We start from the raw sequence: 16609 nt of genomic DNA on the forward strand, positions 1-16609 counted from the left end.
AGTTCTAAGGCCCATCTTGATATTTCACACCAGCCAATATCTCTCTTTTAAGATAGGTTATCTTATAATATTCCATTTCTTAGCATTTATATTTACATATTATATATCCTAAAACCTACTTGTCAAATATTTTCTTAATAAAAATAGATTTATTTGGATATTTAATTATATGCTACCGCCGATTGCTATATTTTTCAGTCTCTTATTAATTATTTTCCAGCAAAAGCTAATATTCACTTTTTATTCTCGATGAATTTTTACAAATAATTATTTATTAGTACCTGCATCACTATCGAATTTGTACTCACCATTTTCTATTCTTATCATCTTAGCAGTTTTTACTGGGTTGTTGTTTTCATCATAGGTAAATGATCCTGTAACACCCTTAAATTCTACTTTCTTTAGGGCTTCTATTACCTTAGCCCATTCTGTTGTTCCTGCTGCTTCTACGGCTTGTTTATATAGGTAAACTGTGTCATAGCCTTCTGCTGCAAATGTTGATGGGATTTCACCAAATTTTTCTTTATAGTTCTTTAAGAATGTTTGTACTTCTTCAGATGGGTCTTCTAGGGTAAATTGGTTTGAGAAGTATGAATTATCTAATGATGAAAAGCTTGATTCATCCATTACTGATAGGACTGTATCCCAGCCATCAGCGCCAACTAGAGTAGCTTCAATGCCAGCTTCCTTTACTTGAGGAGCTATTAAAGCTACCTTTTCATAATAATCAGGTATGAATAGGACATCTGGGTTTTGGCCTCTTACATTTGTAAGCTGAGCCTTAAAGTCTGTGTCGCTATCTCCATATGATTCATCTGCTACTACTTCCATGCCTAATTCTTTAGCCTTTTTCTCAAATACATCAGCAACTCCCATTGAGAAATCTGATGATTGATTACGTAGTATTGCAACCTTTTTAGCATTTAACTTTTCTTTTGAGAAGTTTGCTAGTACCTCACCTTGGAAAGGATCTGTAAAGCATGTCCTAAATACATTTGGCTTACCTTCTGTTATGTTTGCTTGAGTCGCTGTTGGAGTGATATATAATACTCCATCATTAACAGAAGATTCTGCTATGGCTAAGGCTGGTTTAGATGGAACTCCACCAAAGATTGCATCTACCTTATCTTCCATAAGTTTGTTGTAGTTAGTAACAGCATCTGTTATCTCTCCCTTATCATCATATTCTACCCAGTCAACTTTTTTTCCGAGTATACCGCCATTTGCGTTTACTTCTTCTAGGGCAAGTTTTATACCATTATTAGTAGTTTGACCATAGATTGATAGAGGGCCTGTTAAAGGGGCTGAGTTGCCAAGCTTTATAGTTTCGCTTGCTTCTTGCTTATTTGCTCCATCTGCCTTTTTGCTTTCGTTTCCACCTTCATTGCCGCAGGCTGATAAAAATAATCCTGCTAGTAACATTCCAACTGCAAATTTTTTTCTTAAATTCATAATTTCCTCCATTATTTTTGGAATAAAAAAACCTCCGTCTCTTTATCCCTACTGGTTAAAGAGACGAAGGGTAATAAACAAATTTTTACACTCCGCGGTACCACTCTTTTTCATCTAATGATGCACTTAGTTTCATTTAATGAATAGCTCTGTAACGGGAGCTCCCGCACTTACCTACTTTTCGGCAAGAAAGCTCAGTGGTGATTTTCGTTAGTTTCATCCTGCTAGTTCGCACCAACCACTAGCTCTCTTGAAGACTATCCTAATTACTCTTCCACATCAACGCTTTTGTATTTGATAGTTCATATTATATAACCCCTTTTATTATTTGTCAAATAAATTTATTATATTTATTTATAATACTTAATTATTATAAGTTATCCCTCATCGTAAATATTGAAATATCAATAATACAAATAAAAAACCGCATACTCATTAATAAGTATACGGTAATTGTTTATAAACCCAAAAGCACTGATGCTACTTCAAAATAAATTAAAAGTACACCTGTATCTACGATTGTTGTTATAAGTGGTCCAGCCATTACGGTTGGATCTATTTTTAGCTTATCAGCAATTAATGGCAAGAGTCCACCAATTACATTTGATAGAACTATTGTTAAAAATAATGTTATTGATACTGTTAAATTTACTGCAAGGCTTACATTATCTACTATTAGTATCCTTATAAAGTTGATAGCCACAAGTACTAGGGATACAAGTGTTCCTACCCTAGCTTCCTTAAAAATAACTTTTAAGAAGTCTTTAGCAGATAGCTCGCCACTATATAATTGAGTCATAATTGTGGTTGATGCCTGGCTTCCAGCGTTTCCACCGGAGTCCATCAACATTGGTATATAGGCTGTAAGGGCTACAGCTTTGGCAAGTATTGATTCATACCTTTGAATAATAAAGCCTGTCATTGTAGCAGTAATTAGACAAATTACTAGCCAAGTTGTCCTATTTTTTGCAATGGTCCTGCTTGGTTCGTCTAGGTATGTTTCTGACTGATCAGAAATACCTGTTACGTTAGCAAAGTCCTCTTGCATCTCTTCGTGAACGATGTCGATAACATCTTCTGCTGGTACGATACCGATTAGTCTTCCTTCAGAATCTGTAACTGGCACCTCTCCTAGATCATATTTGATAGATAGCTTAGCTACTACCTCTTGGTCATCTGTTGGGCTTACTGATGCTGTTATAGGCTCTGTGATAGATTCGATAGTCGCCTTTTTATTTCTAATAAGATCGGCTATAAATACAAATCCTATTAGTACTAAAGAATCATCTGTAACCCAGATTTGCTCTAGCTTTTCAGCATCTAAATCAGAATTCATGACCTTTTCCATAGCCTTAGCTGGAGATTCACTAGATTTTACAGATAGGAAGTTAACTGTCATTATAGAACCAACAGATTCTTCTGGATAGCCTAATAGCTCGTTAATAATAGTTCTCCTGGAATCTTCGATATGGCTTGTCATTAGCTTTTGAACCATATTTGCAGGTAATTCCTGGAGGGTATCTACAAGCTCATCTTCGTCTAGTTCTTTGATTAGGTCCTTAATATTTTCTTCTGATAAAATAGATAGGATCCTATCCTTATTTTCTGGTCTTAATTCTGTAAAAGCATCTGCCAAGAGATCCTTGTTTAAAAGCTTAATCCAAATTGCTACAGATTTTTCTGGCAAAATCTCTAGCTTATCGGCGATATCTACAGGGTTCATTTGGTTGATTTCTTCTTGTAAGTTTTTAAGATTATCAACATCATATCTTCTCTCTGCCATTTTTACCTCATTTCTCTTTTATGTATAATGGCAAAAAGAATCGCCACTATACTAGTATCCTATTATCTTAAAATCCGGGTCGGGCACAGCCTTATCCATTACTCCTCCTTAAACAAATTTGCCTATACCTTAATAAAGATATAGGCCTAATCTCATTTCTTATCTGTTCAGATTATACAGTTTTTATCTTTAAAATTCAATTTATGCAAATATTTTATCAATCAATACATCTACTTCTTTTAGAGACCTTATCTCATAGTCAATATCTAAATTCAATGTATTTTCCAAAGCATTTGGATTAAACCAAACAGTCTTAATCTTAGACCTAATACCTCCAAGCATATCTGATGTTAGAGAATCACCTATAATTACATAATCATCTAGATTTCTTGAACCTATATGGTCAAATACATAGTCAAAAAATCTCTCATCAGGCTTTTCGTATCCTACAAGTTCCGAAATAAAAGATTTGATAAAAATTTTATTTAGGCCTGACCCATCAAGCTTGCCTCTTTGGGCTGTAAGCGAGCCATTTGTCACAGCATATTGGTCATACTTGCCATGGAGTTTTTCGATAATCTCCTTACCATATGGATTAAAGACATAGGTCTTACCAAGCTCTTCTTGGTAGGTCTTATTAAAATCGATTGCTATAGATTCATCTATACCGTAATCAGCAAAGAAATTTTCAAATCTTCCCACAAGGACCTGTTCTCTACTTACCTCGCCTCTTTCAAGCCTTTCCCAATATGACTTATTTATAAGCTTATAGGTCTTAATCATTTCATCACTTGGCTTATCCAAACTATATATATCAAAACACGCAAAAATAGCCCTAGTCTCTGCCAGGTCAAAATTTAAAAGTGTACCATCTATATCCCATAAAATTTTCTTCATACAATCTCCTTACCTATTTATCTTACCACAATTTAAAGCTATAACTATTTACAAAATTCTTTATAAGTGATAAGCTTATTTTAAAAGAGAGGTGCTTATGAAAAAAACAATAAAAATATTACTTGGCCTTGTAGGTATCATCTTACTAGCCTTTATCCTTCTTTTAGTTTATCTGATGATTACAGAATATAAACCAAAAGATGTAGAAGAAATAGCAGTAACTGGAAGCAAAGACCAAAAACTAGAACAAGACCACGATTACAAGCTACTAACATGGAACATAGGTTATGCTGGCCTAGATAAGGACACAGATTTCTTTATGGATGGGGGCAAGATGGTCTTTCCTATATCAAAAGACATGTAGAAAAGGCCCTAACTGGCATAGCAGACTCCATAAACAAAATTGACCCAGACCTATGTCTGCTCCAAGAAGTAGATAGCGACTCCAAGAGGACCTATCACATAAATGAAGTCGAATTTTTCGACAATAAATTAGACGGTATTTCAACCTTCGCCTACAATTACAAGGTAAATTTCGTACCAATTCCCTTCCCTCCAATGGGCGAGGTAAATTCAGGAATCTATACAAATTCCAAATACCAAATCGAATCATCCTTTAGATACCAACAACCAATCCCACACAAGTGGCCTGTAAGGCTCGCCAACCTAAAAAGAGGCTTCAACGCATCCTACCTACCAATCGAGGGAACTGATAAGCAATTAGTCCTAGTAAATGCCCACCTGGATGCCTACGAATCAGGCTCAAATGGAAGGCTTGCCCAGACCAAACAAATTCTAGCCTTCATGGCAGAAGAATACAAAAAAGGCAACTACGTAATAGTAGGTGGAGACTTTAATCAAGAACTAAGAGAAGGTCACAAAACAGACACACCAGAAGACATGTGGCATCCATCACCATTCCCTTATGAGTATATGTCAGATGATTTTAAAACAGTCTTTGATGAAAACACAAACTCCTCAAGACTCAACCACAAACCATACGACCCAAACGACTCCTACGAATGCATAATAGATGGCTTTATAGTCAGCAAAAATGTCACAGTAAATAAAGTCGAAGGCCAAAAACTAGGCTTCGTAAACAGCGACCACAACCCAGTCCTCTTGGAATTCAAACTAGAAAAAGAAAATAAGTAAGACAAAGGCCCAAAGCATGATGCTTTGGGCCACAATTTTATAGATCAAGCCTATAAAGTTCATTTCCGCACTCTTTAAAGCCAAATTTACTAAATAAATTAAGACTAGGTTCATTAAAATCATAAATCTCAGCCTTTAAATATCTAAGTCCCTTATCTTTAGCATAATCGATCAAACTTTCCAAAACAAGAGAACCAAGACCCTTGCCCCTATAATCCTTATCAAGAACAAGAGCAACCATATTATCATCAAAAATAGCACAATCACCAATAAGCTTATTATCATATTCTATATAAAATAAGTCCCCGTGCTTAGATAAATAAGTATACATCCTAATAAGGTCATCCAGATCATAAGCTTTCTGGACTCCATCAACCATCTTCACAGTAAGTGGGTCTATGTACCAGGCCAAACTTATATCATAAGCAGGGAAATAATCTATTATTTCGATCTCTTTCATAAGTTTTTAAACCCTATACCAATCATTATCCAGAAGCTTTTCTATATTTTTTTCATTATTTACAAAAATCTTGCCCTTATATGGGATTTCGTATTGGTAGACTTTGCCTAGGTGGTTGATTTTAAGGATATTCTTATATGAATAGTCTATGCTTATATCCTCTATCTCATTCCAGGCCATGAATAGGAAGTCTTTTTTTAGTGAATTTGACATTTCTGATTCATAGATTCCCTTTGGGCCAAAATGTAAGATAAAGGTCCTGGTGCTGTCAAATACATAATACAAATTGCTTAACAACAATTTTATAAGACCCTTAGCGGCAGAATTATGCTTAAAAGCTACTAGATAGGCTCCCTCATCTCCAAAGGCTTCTTTTACTTTTTCCTCTATTTCTTCATTTGTATTAAATAATAATCCCATAATTTCTCCTATTTAAAAATAAATACTTCCTTGATGTCCTTATCAAAAACCTTGCAAATCTTATAGGCTGTCTCAAGGGTCGGGCTTATAGTATTATTTTCATAAGCCATAATAGACCTGCGCTTAAGACCTACCATTTTTGCCAGGGCATTTTGAGAAAGACCCAATTCCTTCCTAAATTCCTTGATCCTATTATCTATTTCTACTTCTATCATAGAAAGCCCTTCTTTTTTGTTACATTTATAGTACTACTTATGTTACTTTTATAGTACTATATCTATAAAATTTATACAAGTATAAATAAAAAATCTCTAAACATTTTCATGCAAGAGATTAAAAAATTATAAATCGAAATATTTTTTTATACCGGAAAATTATGTGTTCATAATTAGTATTAATAGCAAAACTTGCATCAAAATCATGAGAGGCAGACCCATTTTATAATAAGCCTTCTCGGTCTTATGCCTAAAAACCTTCATACCAATAAGACCGCCGATAGACCCTCCAATAAAAGATAGGCCTAGCAAGAAACCATTTTTAAGTCTCCGCTTATTTCTATTTGCCCTGTTTTTGTCAAAGCCAAAGGCTAAAAAGCTTATAAGATTGATAAGCCCTAAATAAATCAATAAGTAAGGCTTATCCTCAAAAAATCCGACAAAATCAAAAGAAAGACTCGCCATATCCTTTCTAAAAAGCAAGAACAAAACAAGCTCAATCACAAAGCTAGCAAAGGCAAAAACCTTCAGACTAAGCCCATCCTTAGCTGTATTCCTATCAAAGATTAAAATCGCAAGGATAAGTCCCAAGGACCCACCACAAATCCCTAGCAAATAAAGAATTAAGGTCAAAATATTTTTTAAAATTCCAGTCCCAAGATTCTTATAAAGAATATATAAAACAAGTCCTAGTATATTGATCAGACCAAGATAAACAAAAATTTTATCCATCAATCTTCTCTAATCTAAAAATATTAATCACATCAGCATCAGGACAAGCAAAACGCACATCCCCAGCCCTAGACTTAGGAAGTTTTCCCCCATAACGGAGAATATCCACCATAGGAAATAGAGTATGCATAGCAAGAGAACAAAACTCTCCCCTATCAGTATCAAAATCCCAAGTTTGTCCAATCTGATATCCCTTATGACAAGGGCAATCCCCCTTCTTATCAACTAAAGTAATTTTAATTTTTGGTCTCATAATCTTCTCCTAACCAATACCACCTACAAAAATTGAGCCATATAAAATGGTAGGTAGTATATGTCCTTTTCCTTCTTAAAATCTTTATTATGGATCACATACTTATTTACAATATTCTTGGAATATTTTTTGGAAAATTCATCCAGTGATGTGTGCTTCCTATAATTAGAAGATTTTACCTCTACAGGGCTAATCTTATTAGCCTCTGTTATCAAATAATCTATCTCATAAGTCCTCTTTGCAGTCTTGCCATAATAAGTATGGTAAAAGAGCTTATATCCTTTAGCTGCGAATGTTTGTCCGACAATATTTTCATAAAGCAGACCTAAATTAGATGACAATTTATTAGAAAGGATCTTCTTATATATGACATTATCTGTAAAATCCCTATCCTTAAACATAAGAGTAACCATTAGCCCAGTATCAGCTAAATAAATCTTAAACTTATCAAGGTTTAAATTTCTAGATAGGCCCGTGCTAGGATCATTGGCATTATAGGCTATCAGTACGGTTTTAGACGCTTTAAGCTCAGAAATCTCTTCTAACAAATCACTAGCCCTTGAATTTTTAATAACGCTTGACACTTGATACCTAGATGAAGCCCTAGCCAACTCAGCAGGTATCGAATCAAAAAGTGTAGATATTTTTCCACTTGGATCAATCTTATAAAAGTCCTGCTCATAAAGATTAATTATATCCCTTTTAATTTGGTCCACCATCCTAAAATTATTAGTATCAATATAAGCCTTGATAGCCTGAGGCATACCACCCACAAGCATATAAAGCCTAAAAAGCCTCATCATATTCCTATTAGCATCCTCACCAAGAGGCTTTTTGCTAGTGAAGAATTTTTCAAGCATATTATTAGTTACACCTTCACCAGTAGCCCATAAAAATTCCTCAAAGTCCATAGGAAACATCTCAATTTTCCTCTCTTCACTAGGAATTAAAATACCTACAACATTTTTCTTGATTGAAATTAGTGACCCAGTCTCAATATAATCATACCTACCATCGGCAACAAGCTTTTTTATAGATTGACGAGCAAGAGGATTAAATTGAACCTCATCAAAGATAATCAAAGACTCTCTCTCATGGAGATCTACACCATAGTTTAATTGCAGCTGTAAAAATAAATAGTCCAAATCATTAACATCTTTAAAAAGATCAATAATGTGGCCTGGTGCAAAAGCAAAATCAATCAAAATATAGGACTTATACTCAGCCTTAGCAAACTCTTCAGCAATAGTAGATTTCCCAACACGCCTAGCTCCTTCAATCAAGAGAGCTGTAGTCCCTTTGGAAGAATCCTTCCAATCTAGAAGGTCCTTATAAATCTTTCTTTTAAACATATAAACCACCTATCTTACAAATACGCATTATAATTTATATCATTATACCACAAATACGCAATAGAATAAATGCCATTTATCTACAGATACGCAATAGAAATAATACGATTTTACCGCAAATACGCATTAAAAATAAAAAAATATAATTATCACCTAAAATTCGGACAGAAGTTTTCGCAGAAAACCACCTTTCCCTTGCTTCGAGCGAAGTCGAAAAGTCTATTAGAATTACTATGCTGTCATTATTTATTCAAATCAAAGAACAACTATATATACTCTTCGCAAAAGTAACATTTTGTTCGTAGTATTTCTAATAATTTAAGTGTTCGTAATAGTTTTCTCCACTCGCAAGCTCGGTCGAAACAAGGGAAAGGTAGAAAGCTCGGACGTCATCAACCTCCCTTCTCGAACGTAGTGAGAGAACTCATAGCTATTTACATATAGAGTTCTATATTTACATCGGCATTAGGTAAATATGAACAACACCCTATAACAAAAGAAGTTTTCGAAGAAAACTACCACTTCCATAATTCTTCTAAAACAACAGATTCCTCCACTACGGTCGAAATAAGGGAAAGAGAAGGTATCTATATGAGCGGAAGAAAATATGACGTGGCAAAGAAAAACAACAATCTCGGTTCTCATTATTTATTACATTCATCGCTCAAATAGTTTCTTGTTGAAGTCGACTAAAAAGGGGCTTAAATAGCACCCAGCACTTATTTTCCATTAGCAACACTTACTATTGCATCAGTTAAAACCTTTGAAAAATTAATATTTAATTTATTTCCTAGATCGTTCGACCATTTAGGAATTGATAGGGTTTTTTTCACAAGTTCCTGGCTTGCAAAATAGTCCTTCAAGTCTACATATACCATTGATACAAAAGACTTATCCTCATCATAGTAGCCATCAAACTCTGGATCATCTTTAAAAGGAAATTCATCTTTGATTGTTAAATCCTTAATTGATGATTTGCTTGGAAGTCTGCCTTGTGTTTCCACAAGGTCACTTGCTAATATTCCTAGATAATCACTCGCCATAAATAAGGCATCTTCAATAGTATCACCTTGTGTACCTGCCCCTTCCAAATCTGGAAAGTAAACAAAGTAACCACTTTCTTCTGGTGTATAATAAAAAATTGCAGGATAAGAAACTAACATAATATACCTCTCCTTTTTTAGGAATTGGGACTATAAAAGCCCCGCATCCTTTAAAATACCACGCTCAGTTCCCTTTTTAAGTTCACCATGTGGTATGATAATAGGTCTTGGAAGTCCGGGCTTAGTCATTTTTACATGACTCCCTTTACCTCCATCTACTTTTATAAAACCATGTTTTTTAAGTAGCTTGACCATTTCATTTTGTGTCATCGGCATTTTTATACCTCCTGACACATTTATTATACTACGTATTAATACGTGGTGTCAATTCTAACTTCATCGAATGAACCTATTTCAATATTTTTGCAAAACAAAAGATTTCTCCACTCGCTACGCTCGGTATAAACACGGGTAGGCAGGGAAATTCGTTGCATTATAGTAAAATAAAAAAATCTGGATCGTCACTGCTCTCCTTCTCAAACGCAGTGAGAGAACCCATGGTTCTTTATGTATTTGGTTCTGTAACTACATCGGTATTAGGTAACTATAACCATAGCCTTATAACAACAAAAGTTTTCGAAGAAAACATCTCCTTCGCTTTCATCGACCTAAGACAAGCCCGTCGGCTCTCAGAGACATGTCTATTAGAACTTCTAGTCGTTATTACTTTCTTAAATCAAAGCACAACTACATATACTCTTCGTATAAGTAACATGTCGTTCATGGTTTTTCTTAAAATTTGAGTATACGTAATAGGTTTCTCCACTACGGTCGAAACAAGGGAAAGGTATAAAGCTCGGACGTCACCAACCTCCCTTCTCGAACGTAGTGAGAGAACTCATGGTTCTGTTTATAGATGATTTGGTAATTACATCGGCATTAAGTCTATATTGCTATCACCTAATATAACAATAAAAGTTTTCGAAGAAAACTATCTCTACCAAAATTCTTCTAAAACAACAGATTTCTTCACTCGCAGGCTAGGTCGAAACAAGGGTGTTGAAATATAGCTCGGACGAAACAAGGGAAGAAAGAAAACTCAGTTGTCGCCACTAACCTTCTCGAGTGAAACGAGAGAACTCATGGTTCTTTTAATAAAGGGTTCTGTATCTACATCGGCAATAGGTAAATATAACCATCACCTTATAATAACAAAAGTTTTCGAAGAAAACTATCTCTACCAAAATTCTTCTAAAACAACAGATTTCTCCACTCGCTAGGCTCGGTCGAAACAAGGGTGTGGAAATACAGCTCGGTAGAAACAAGTAAGCAGAAAAAAACTCCCCAAACCACAAGGGTCTGAGAAGTTTGTCTTATCTTAATAAGTCTGATCTGATGTAGCCTTCACGGCCGTTAAATCTTACCTTGGACCAAGCTACTCCGTCTTGGTAGATTTCTTCTATGAAGTCAACTTTACTTTCAGCTGGCACTGACAGAATAAAGTTTTCTTCAAATGAAGTTGGGCCCTCTCTTAGGTTGGCTAGAACATTTGTTGTCCTAGTTTGCTGATTAGGCTGATTATTATTAGTTTGAGCTTGGTTTTGCTCAGGTTTTTCAGCTGGCTTTTTAGCTTCTTCCTTCTTAGGCTCTTCTTTCTTTTTTTCTTCCTTAACTTCTTCGGCTGGCTTTTCTTCCTCTTTGCCTTCTATATTATCAAATACAGACTCTACTTTTACATCTCTTTTCTCATATACTTCTTCCTCTTTGCTGCATGATGCAAGCAAGGCAAGGGCACAAAGAGTTAAAATTATATTTCTTAATTTCATTTCTTTCTCCAAAAATCAAATATAGATCTTTTCTTCTTTTTAGCTTCCTTAATCTGGTCGTATCCTGAACCTATATACTCATCATCCAAAATCTTTTGTGGATTAGTCTGAGATAGGATTTTAAATTTATCCTCCCCAATTATATCAATTATTTCTCTTTTTTCATCCTTGATATTTGGGCTTCTCCACTCTGATTGGTGGGCATCAGTCCCTAAGAAATGGACCATATTTCTCTCAAGTAAAGTCCTTGTGGTCCTTTGACTTGAGACTATCGATGAGTAATTGACCTGGATTAGAGCACCCATCTTGATGAAATCTAGGAGATAGTCAGGATTTTCCTTGACATAGGCATATCTTTCAGCATGGGCAATGATTGGAACCAAGCCCTCCAGCTGAATATTAAAAATCAAATCCTTAAGGAATAGGGCCTTATTCATAAAGGGCAATTCCAATAGGACATATCTGCTATCAGCAAGTTTGTTTAGACTACCATCATTTATAAGCTTGACAGTATTAGGCTCTACCTGGATTTCATGCCCTGGATATATCTTAAAATCTATGCCTCTTTTTGCAATCTCTGCATTAAGAATGGCAGCTTTTTCTCTAATCTCGTCAGGATCAACCATATATCTAGACCTATCGAAGTGGCTTGTGGCAATAGTTTTTGTAAAGCCATTAGTCAGGTATATTTCTACCATCTTCAACGATTCTTCAATCGATCTAGACCCATCATCCACGCCATAGATAATATGGCAGTGTGTATCAATCATTAATAGTATCCCTTATAATTAAATTCTTTGACATCAGCAAAGGTAAGGATAGCACCAATAACCTTGGCATTAACCTTCTTTAGATTATCAAGTGCTCTAGATATTTCTTCCTTTTTGGTGTCGTTGGATTTAATTGCAAAAATCATACCATCGCAGAAGGTAGACACAATTGATGCATCTGTAAATAGACCTACTGGAGGTGTGTCTATAAATACATAGTCAAAAGACTGGGATAATTCATTGACCAAGTCTTTGATATGGTTAGAAGCCAAAATCTCAGCTGGGTTAGGTGGTGTAGGACCTGAAAGAAGCAAGAATAGATTCTCTTGGCCCTTATCCCTATAAAGAGCTCTATCAAGCTCAAGCTTGCCTGTAATAACATTGGTAAGACCCACGTTATTATCAATACCAGCCACACCCCCCACCTTAGGTGCCCTAAGGTCGAAATCTAGGAGGACAACCCTCTCGCCATTTTCGGCAAAAGATTGGGCAAGTTTATAGACTACAGTAGTCTTACCCTCACTAGGCTTAGAAGAAGTCATAGCAATTATTTTATTTTTGTGATCAATATCTGCAAACTGGATATTAGTTCTAACAGAACGAATAGCCTCATCATATAGACTTGAATTGTAATATGAATGTTTTTTAGCCATAATCTCCCCCCCTACTTTCTTACCTTGTGCTTATCAGGAATAAGACCAAGCACAGGAATATCAAATGCCTCAGTCACTTCTTCACTAGTTTTAACCCTAGTATTAGATAGCTCCATAATAAGGGCAATACCAATACCTAATATAAAACCAAGCATAGCACCAATAGCGGTATTTCTCATAACCTTTGGAGAAGATGGCTCTTCAGGCAAGGTCGCCTTATCTAGGATTTGAACATTGTCCACATTCATAATCTGAGTAATAGAATCCTTAAAGATCATAGAAGTCTCATTGGCAATATCTGCTGCTCTTTGAGGAATGGTGTCGACAACCTGGACAGAAATAATCTGAGTATCCTTCACAGGCTCGATAGATACCTTATTAGAAAACTCCTCATAATCCATATCAAGGTTAAGGTTAGCAATAACCTTATCAGCAATCCCTCTAGATTTAACAATCTCAGAATAGGTAGAAACTAGAGCCCTATTCGCATTAATCTGACTAAGCTCCACATCAGCTTGCGGATTATTTTGATCAATATTCTGTTTAGAGCTGCTAACAATCATAGAAGTATTAGCCTCATACTTTGGACTAATCACATACTTAGAAAGCCCAAAAGCCCCCGCTCCCGCCAGGATAGCAAGAATCAGAATAAGTAAGCTATGCTTAAGAATCTGCTTACCCAATTCCAATAAATCAATTTCTTGTTCGTTCATTAAAATCTCCTCGTAAATATTTCTTTGTATAATAATTTTAGTATGAAAAAATACTATATCTAACTACTATTTTATAATAAATTGACCTAAATTTCAATGATTATTTGTATTTATATCAATAATTCATCCATTTTTATAATTAATTCTACTAATGTAATGTGATTAATCCGTTATATAATCAAAGTTATTTTAAATAACACTATTTTAAAATTTTATCTATAGCATATTATTTTTGACGTTTTAATTGACTTTATGTCCTCTTATAATATGATATAAATAATCAAATGAAAGGAAATAGATATGAAAAAACTATCACTAGATAAATTAGCAGATACTATTAGTATAAATAGAAAAAAATTAAAGATAACCCAGCAAGACTTGGCTGATAAGACGGGTATAAACCGATCTATGATTAGCAGAATAGAAGCAAGTGACTATATGCCAAGTATAGACCAGCTCCTAGCTATAGCAGAAGTTCTCGATTTCGAGCCTGTGGACCTTTTTATAGAAGAGAAAAAATCACAAGCTCATAAGCCACTAGATAAAAAATATAAAATAGCTGTCGCAGGCACAGGCTATGTAGGTATGTCTATAGCTACCCTACTAGCCCAACACAATTCTGTAACAGCAGTGGATATCATTCCTGAAAAGGTAGATATGATAAATAAAAGGATATCCCCTATTCAAGATGACTATATAGAAAGATACCTAGCCGAAAAAGAACTAGACCTTGTGGCCACACTTGATGGAGAAGCAGCCTATAAGGATGCTGACTTTGTAATAATAGCAGCTCCGACAAACTACGACAGCAAAAAGAACTTCTTTGATACATCAGCTGTAGAGGATGTAATAGAATTGGTCCTAAAAGTCAATTCTGATGCTATGATGATTATTAAATCTACCATACCAGTCGGATATACCAAGCATATAAGGGAAAAATATCAGACAAATAATATAATATTTAGCCCAGAGTTCTTAAGAGAATCCCAAGCCCTCTATGACAATCTATACCCATCTAGGATAATAGTATCCTGTGATGATGACTCAAGAGAAGCGGCAGAAATATTTGCAACTCTCCTAGAAGAAGGAGCAATAAAATCAGATATAGATATCCTATATTTAGGATTTACTGAAGCAGAAGCAGTCAAGCTATTTGCAAATACTTACCTTGCCCTAAGAGTCTCCTACTTCAACGAACTAGATACCTATGCAGAAAGCAAAGGCCTAAATACAGAAGAAATAATCAAAGGAGTCTGCTTAGACCCAAGAATAGGCGACCACTACAATAACCCATCCTTTGGCTACGGTGGCTATTGCCTACCAAAAGACACAAAACAACTCCTAGCTAACTTCGACCAAGTCCCACAAAACATGATATCAGCAATAGTTGATGCAAATAGTACGAGAAAAGACTTCATAGCTGATCAAGTATTAGAAATAGCGGGAGCTTATGCAGCAAATAGTAAATGGGACCCTGAAAAAGAAGAAAATAAAATAATAGGTGTATATAGACTTACAATGAAATCTAATTCAGACAACTTCCGCCAATCTTCTATCCAGGGTGTCATGAAAAGAATAAAGGCAAAGGGAGCTGAAGTAATAATCTACGAACCTACCCTCAAAGATGGAGAAACATTCTTCGGGTCAAAAATAGTAAATAACATGAATAAATTCAAAAAAATTAGTGAGGCAATAATAGCTAATAGGTATGATTCAGAATTAGATGATGTAATAGACAAAGTATATACTAGAGACATATTTAAAAGAGATTAATAAGGAAAATTATGAACAACATAGACTTAAAAAATAAGACAATATTTATAACAGGGTCTGCTGGCTTTATTGGCAGCAACCTTGTTTTAGAACTTTTAAAAACACAATCCCCTATAAATATAGTGGGAATTGATAATATGAACGATTATTATGATGTAAACATAAAAAAGTGGAGACTAGAAAAAATTGAAAGATGTTTAGGAACTCATGATGATTCATCCTATACCTTCTACCAAGAAGATTTAGCAGATAAAACTATTATTGATAAAATATTTAAAGATCATAAGCCAGATATAGTTGTAAACCTAGGTGCACAAGCAGGAGTACGTTATTCAATCTCAAATCCAGACTCCTATATCCAATCAAATATGATAGGTTTTTATAATATTCTTGAAGCCTGCCGCCATTCTTACGATAATGGAGCAAAAGGAGTAGAGCACTTAGTATACGCCTCTTCATCATCTGTATATGGATCAAATAAAAAAGTACCTTATAGTACAGATGATAAGGTAGATAATCCTGTGTCCTTATACGCAGCAACAAAAAAATCTAACGAACTAATGGCCCATGCCTATAGCAAGCTTTATAATATCCCATCAACAGGCCTAAGATTTTTCACAGTATATGGCCCAGCAGGAAGACCAGATATGGCATATTTTGGATTTACAAACAAACTCCGTAATGGAGAAACCATAAAAATATTCAACTACGGTAATTGTAAAAGAGACTTCACCTATATCGATGATATAGTAGAAGGGGTAAAAAGAGTAATGCAAAAAGCACCAGAAAGAAAAAATGGTGAAGATGGATTACCAATCCCACCATACAAGGTATATAATATAGGAAATAACAATCCAGAAAATCTCCTAGACTTCGTAGAAATACTACAAGAAGAGCTAATAAGAGCAAAAGTCCTACCAGAAGATTATGACTTTGAATCTCACAAAAAATTAGTACCAATGCAACCTGGCGATGTACCTATCACATACGCCGATACAAAACCACTAGAAGAAGATTTCGGTTTTAAACCTGATACCAGTCTTAGAGAAGGTATTAGGAAATTTGCTGAGTGGTATAAAGATTTTTATAAAATATAACTTTACTTCAAAAAG

The 16609-nt window shown here is 35.0% G+C and carries 19 protein-coding genes and 2 other annotated features (1 of these 21 running past the window's edge); of the genes, 4 read left to right on the forward strand and 15 right to left on the reverse strand.

Features of this window, described 5'->3' with window-relative positions; genetic code table 11:
• Positions 1 to 90 (reverse strand) — a binding site (T-box leader) (it extends 153 nt beyond the left edge of the window).
• A 177-nt stretch (positions 91 to 267) separates the two neighbouring features.
• From ACCQ42_RS05230 to ACCQ42_RS05240, 3 genes are all read right to left on the reverse strand, one after another.
• Positions 268 to 1452 (reverse strand): ABC transporter substrate-binding protein, encoded by a 1185-nt coding sequence (locus tag ACCQ42_RS05230; RefSeq protein WP_410035559.1) that lies wholly within the window; start codon positions 1450 to 1452, stop codon positions 268 to 270.
• 56 nt (positions 1453 to 1508) lie between these two features.
• Positions 1509 to 1744 (reverse strand) — a binding site (T-box leader).
• Between the two features lie 165 nt (positions 1745 to 1909).
• Positions 1910 to 3235, reverse strand: a complete 1326-nt coding sequence (gene mgtE / locus ACCQ42_RS05235) for a magnesium transporter (RefSeq protein ID WP_265212736.1) — start codon at positions 3233 to 3235, stop codon at positions 1910 to 1912.
• Positions 3236 to 3436: 201 nt separating this feature from the next.
• Positions 3437 to 4132, reverse strand: coding sequence for an HAD-IA family hydrolase (locus tag ACCQ42_RS05240; RefSeq protein ID WP_265212735.1), 696 nt, complete (start codon positions 4130 to 4132; stop codon positions 3437 to 3439).
• A gap of 97 nt (positions 4133 to 4229) precedes the next feature.
• On the opposite strand from ACCQ42_RS05240, the gene ACCQ42_RS05245 reads away from it, so the two are divergent.
• Both ACCQ42_RS05245 and ACCQ42_RS05250 read left to right on the forward strand, forming a co-directional pair.
• Positions 4230 to 4496, forward strand: a complete 267-nt coding sequence (locus tag ACCQ42_RS05245) for a hypothetical protein (protein WP_410035560.1) — start codon at positions 4230 to 4232, stop codon at positions 4494 to 4496.
• A gap of 56 nt (positions 4497 to 4552) precedes the next feature.
• Positions 4553 to 5287 carry an exonuclease/endonuclease/phosphatase family protein gene (locus tag ACCQ42_RS05250; RefSeq protein WP_410035599.1) on the forward strand — a complete coding sequence of 245 codons (735 nt, stop codon included), beginning with the start codon at positions 4553 to 4555 and terminating at the stop codon, positions 5285 to 5287.
• Positions 5288 to 5324: 37 nt separating this feature from the next.
• Here ACCQ42_RS05250 and ACCQ42_RS05255 read toward each other — a convergent pair whose 3' ends face one another.
• The 12 genes from ACCQ42_RS05255 to ACCQ42_RS05310 all read right to left on the reverse strand — a co-directional run bounded on the left by ACCQ42_RS05255 (position 5325) and on the right by ACCQ42_RS05310 (position 13724).
• The gene (locus tag ACCQ42_RS05255) at positions 5325 to 5747 is read right to left on the reverse strand and encodes a GNAT family N-acetyltransferase (RefSeq protein WP_410035561.1); all 423 of its coding nucleotides are present in this window, start codon (positions 5745 to 5747) and stop codon (positions 5325 to 5327) included.
• Positions 5748 to 5753: 6 nt separating this feature from the next.
• Positions 5754 to 6167 carry a histidine kinase gene (locus ACCQ42_RS05260; RefSeq protein ID WP_410035562.1) on the reverse strand — a complete coding sequence of 138 codons (414 nt, stop codon included), beginning with the start codon at positions 6165 to 6167 and terminating at the stop codon, positions 5754 to 5756.
• Between the two features lie 8 nt (positions 6168 to 6175).
• Positions 6176 to 6379, reverse strand: coding sequence for a helix-turn-helix transcriptional regulator (locus ACCQ42_RS05265; RefSeq protein ID WP_106461120.1), 204 nt, complete (start codon positions 6377 to 6379; stop codon positions 6176 to 6178).
• Positions 6380 to 6541: 162 nt separating this feature from the next.
• A complete protein-coding gene (locus tag ACCQ42_RS05270) occupies positions 6542 to 7114 on the reverse strand; it encodes a DUF1294 domain-containing protein (RefSeq protein ID WP_199792148.1) in 573 nt (190 codons plus the stop codon).
• On the reverse strand, positions 7107 to 7367 hold the full coding sequence (locus ACCQ42_RS05275; RefSeq protein WP_106460380.1) for a TIGR04076 family protein: 261 nt from the start codon (positions 7365 to 7367) through the stop codon (positions 7107 to 7109). The genes ACCQ42_RS05270 and ACCQ42_RS05275 overlap by 8 nt, the downstream gene beginning before the upstream one ends.
• Before the next feature lie 23 nt (positions 7368 to 7390).
• Positions 7391 to 8719, reverse strand: coding sequence for an ATP-binding protein (locus ACCQ42_RS05280; protein WP_106460381.1), 1329 nt, complete (start codon positions 8717 to 8719; stop codon positions 7391 to 7393).
• A gap of 719 nt (positions 8720 to 9438) precedes the next feature.
• Positions 9439 to 9882, reverse strand: coding sequence for a type II toxin-antitoxin system HicB family antitoxin (locus tag ACCQ42_RS05285; RefSeq protein WP_106460382.1), 444 nt, complete (start codon positions 9880 to 9882; stop codon positions 9439 to 9441).
• Between the two features lie 30 nt (positions 9883 to 9912).
• Positions 9913 to 10092 (reverse strand): type II toxin-antitoxin system HicA family toxin, encoded by a 180-nt coding sequence (locus tag ACCQ42_RS05290; RefSeq protein WP_267895192.1) that lies wholly within the window; start codon positions 10090 to 10092, stop codon positions 9913 to 9915.
• Positions 10093 to 11135: 1043 nt separating this feature from the next.
• Positions 11136 to 11588, reverse strand: coding sequence for an SH3 domain-containing protein (locus tag ACCQ42_RS05295; protein ID WP_410035563.1), 453 nt, complete (start codon positions 11586 to 11588; stop codon positions 11136 to 11138).
• Entirely contained in the window at positions 11585 to 12358 is a 774-nt protein-coding gene (locus tag ACCQ42_RS05300) for a tyrosine-protein phosphatase (RefSeq protein WP_265212718.1), read from the reverse strand. Before ACCQ42_RS05300 ends, ACCQ42_RS05295 begins: the two co-directional genes overlap by 4 nt.
• The gene (locus tag ACCQ42_RS05305) at positions 12358 to 13011 is read right to left on the reverse strand and encodes a CpsD/CapB family tyrosine-protein kinase (protein ID WP_410035564.1); all 654 of its coding nucleotides are present in this window, start codon (positions 13009 to 13011) and stop codon (positions 12358 to 12360) included. The genes ACCQ42_RS05300 and ACCQ42_RS05305 overlap by 1 nt, the downstream gene beginning before the upstream one ends.
• Positions 13012 to 13022: 11 nt before the next feature.
• Positions 13023 to 13724: a YveK family protein gene (locus ACCQ42_RS05310; RefSeq protein ID WP_265212715.1), complete on the reverse strand. Its 702-nt coding sequence runs from the start codon at positions 13722 to 13724 to the stop codon at positions 13023 to 13025.
• 300 nt (positions 13725 to 14024) lie between these two features.
• Here ACCQ42_RS05310 and ACCQ42_RS05315 point away from each other — a divergent pair, with 300 nt between their 5' ends.
• Both ACCQ42_RS05315 and ACCQ42_RS05320 read left to right on the forward strand, forming a co-directional pair.
• Positions 14025 to 15497 carry a nucleotide sugar dehydrogenase gene (locus tag ACCQ42_RS05315; protein ID WP_410035565.1) on the forward strand — a complete coding sequence of 491 codons (1473 nt, stop codon included), beginning with the start codon at positions 14025 to 14027 and terminating at the stop codon, positions 15495 to 15497.
• 11 nt (positions 15498 to 15508) lie between these two features.
• Positions 15509 to 16594 carry a GDP-mannose 4,6-dehydratase gene (locus tag ACCQ42_RS05320; RefSeq protein ID WP_410035566.1) on the forward strand — a complete coding sequence of 362 codons (1086 nt, stop codon included), beginning with the start codon at positions 15509 to 15511 and terminating at the stop codon, positions 16592 to 16594.
• Positions 16595 to 16609 lie beyond the last annotated feature (15 nt).

Origin of the sequence: Anaerococcus kampingae (assembly GCF_046365475.1) — a bacterium.
In the GTDB taxonomy this organism is placed as follows: domain Bacteria; phylum Bacillota; class Clostridia; order Tissierellales; family Peptoniphilaceae; genus Anaerococcus; species Anaerococcus kampingae.

Bases quoted from the DNA above. Each gene is read 5' to 3' on its own strand.
- ACCQ42_RS05230 (WP_410035559.1), bottom strand. From the start codon at position 1,452: ATGAATTTAAGAAAAAAATTTGCAGTTGGAATGTTACTAGCAGGATTA.
- mgtE (WP_265212736.1), bottom strand. From the start codon at position 3,235: ATGGCAGAGAGAAGATATGATGTTGATAATCTTAAAAACTTACAAGAA.
- ACCQ42_RS05240 (WP_265212735.1), bottom strand. From the start codon at position 4,132: ATGAAGAAAATTTTATGGGATATAGATGGTACACTTTTAAATTTTGAC.
- ACCQ42_RS05245 (WP_410035560.1), top strand. From the start codon at position 4,230: ATGAAAAAAACAATAAAAATATTACTTGGCCTTGTAGGTATCATCTTA.
- ACCQ42_RS05255 (WP_410035561.1), bottom strand. From the start codon at position 5,747: ATGAAAGAGATCGAAATAATAGATTATTTCCCTGCTTATGATATAAGT.
- ACCQ42_RS05260 (WP_410035562.1), bottom strand. From the start codon at position 6,167: ATGGGATTATTATTTAATACAAATGAAGAAATAGAGGAAAAAGTAAAA.
- ACCQ42_RS05270 (WP_199792148.1), bottom strand. From the start codon at position 7,114: ATGGATAAAATTTTTGTTTATCTTGGTCTGATCAATATACTAGGACTT.
- ACCQ42_RS05275 (WP_106460380.1), bottom strand. From the start codon at position 7,367: ATGAGACCAAAAATTAAAATTACTTTAGTTGATAAGAAGGGGGATTGC.
- ACCQ42_RS05280 (WP_106460381.1), bottom strand. From the start codon at position 8,719: ATGTTTAAAAGAAAGATTTATAAGGACCTTCTAGATTGGAAGGATTCT.
- ACCQ42_RS05285 (WP_106460382.1), bottom strand. From the start codon at position 9,882: ATGTTAGTTTCTTATCCTGCAATTTTTTATTATACACCAGAAGAAAGT.
- ACCQ42_RS05290 (WP_267895192.1), bottom strand. From the start codon at position 10,092: ATGACACAAAATGAAATGGTCAAGCTACTTAAAAAACATGGTTTTATA.
- ACCQ42_RS05295 (WP_410035563.1), bottom strand. From the start codon at position 11,588: ATGAAATTAAGAAATATAATTTTAACTCTTTGTGCCCTTGCCTTGCTT.
- ACCQ42_RS05300 (WP_265212718.1), bottom strand. From the start codon at position 12,358: ATGATTGATACACACTGCCATATTATCTATGGCGTGGATGATGGGTCT.
- ACCQ42_RS05305 (WP_410035564.1), bottom strand. From the start codon at position 13,011: ATGGCTAAAAAACATTCATATTACAATTCAAGTCTATATGATGAGGCT.
- ACCQ42_RS05310 (WP_265212715.1), bottom strand. From the start codon at position 13,724: ATGAACGAACAAGAAATTGATTTATTGGAATTGGGTAAGCAGATTCTT.
- ACCQ42_RS05315 (WP_410035565.1), top strand. From the start codon at position 14,025: ATGAAAAAACTATCACTAGATAAATTAGCAGATACTATTAGTATAAAT.
- ACCQ42_RS05320 (WP_410035566.1), top strand. From the start codon at position 15,509: ATGAACAACATAGACTTAAAAAATAAGACAATATTTATAACAGGGTCT.